Here is a 1,497-nt window from a genome sequence, read left to right on the forward strand (position 1 = left end):
GCAGGTTTATAAAATATAAAAATATGATCATGGTATATTTGATGTATTGCAAAGCTCTTTAACACTTTGCAATACGTCGAAGATTGTTAATAATAGAGGATATATTGCTGAGTGTCTTTTCAAGGTTTCTATTAAGGAATCTTTCATTCTCATTAAAGATGTGTTTGCTTGGATATTTAAGACTAATATTTCAACTTCCATGAATTGAAAAGTGGTCAATTCATTTGCTGAAAGAATTAGTACAACAAATGTTCTGGTATTTAGCATTGTTAAAGGAGCAAAGACTTTGCAATGTCGAAGAAAAGTTTTGGTGTGGAGGTAAAGAGAAATATCAGTTTTTTATGGTGCCTATGTTATGTTTCCTTTTATTTTGAAAGATGACACTCCGCAATTGGAGGGTATTATTTTATGGGGAGTGATGAAAAACTTAAATTTTTCTCTTGAGAAGGAGGGTAGATGATCAATTTCAGGAAATTACAATTTATTCAAAATCATCAAAATATCAAATTTTATTGAGGCTCTTCAAATAACCGGAGGTAGTATTTTCGCGACACTTTTTAGAAAATCAAAAAAGAAATTTGAAGCAAAAGGTCTGTTTGATAAAGAAAAAGGAAATTTTTCCTGATATGTCTCAAATTGTAAGCACAGTGATGTTTCCAACAGATTCTGTTATGTCTAATACCTTCGTTTTATATCAGATCGTTTTCTGTTGAGTTTTTTTATTTTATTTCGAGGAGGTATGTTTTCTAAGTCTAATCTTATTATTTCTTGCACGTTTTGTTGCATAGAGAAATTATACAATAAATTTAAAAAGGAAAAGTCTATGAACATGAAAGAAAAAATATTGAAAAATAGCTGTTCTTTTGTTTCTGCTGTTCTTGCAATGGGGATTTTTGTGCAACAAGTTTCAGCGAAAACACCTGCCGATACGCTTGTGATGGCTTGGAATCTTGATTCAATAAGTACATTTGATCCCGCACAAATCAATGACCGTTATGGTAATGAAGTTCTTGTCAATGTTTGTGATAATTTAGTTGAATCAGCTAAAGATAATGCAGCTAAACTTGTTCCCTCTTTGGCGAAGAGTTGGGATGTTTTAAGTGATGATCAGCGTACGGTGATTACTTTTCATTTGCGTGATGGTTTGAAGTTCAACGATGGTCGTCCTACGAATGCCAATGATCTGATTTGGAGCATGAAGCGGGTTGTTAAATTGAAGATGGCTACTGCGGCGACATTTAATGAATATGGTATCACAGAACAAAACGTTGATAAGGCTATTCAAGCACCGGATGAGAAAACGGTGGTGATGAAATTTAATAAACCTTATCCAGCAGAGCTCATTCTTAGCCATTTTGCTACTAGTCGTACTCTTTCTTTGCTTGATCGTGAGACACTCATGAAACACGAAAAAAATGGTGATATGGGAAACCGGTATTTGGCAAGTCATTCTGCTTGTGTTGGTCCTTATCAGTTAGAGAGTTGGCGTTCTGGAGA

General features: G+C 34.1%; 1 protein-coding gene. It reads left to right on the plus strand.

The features are described 5' to 3' along the window. Positions 1 to 823: 823 nt before the first annotated feature. Positions 824 to 1,497 (plus strand): ABC transporter substrate-binding protein (locus tag ACFIKO_RS09195; protein ID WP_375673868.1); only part of this gene is annotated, 674 nt, incomplete at its 3' end.

It is taken from the genome of Bartonella sp. TS82HLJMH, assembly GCF_042193495.1.
Classification (GTDB): domain Bacteria; phylum Pseudomonadota; class Alphaproteobacteria; order Rhizobiales; family Rhizobiaceae; genus Bartonella; species Bartonella grahamii.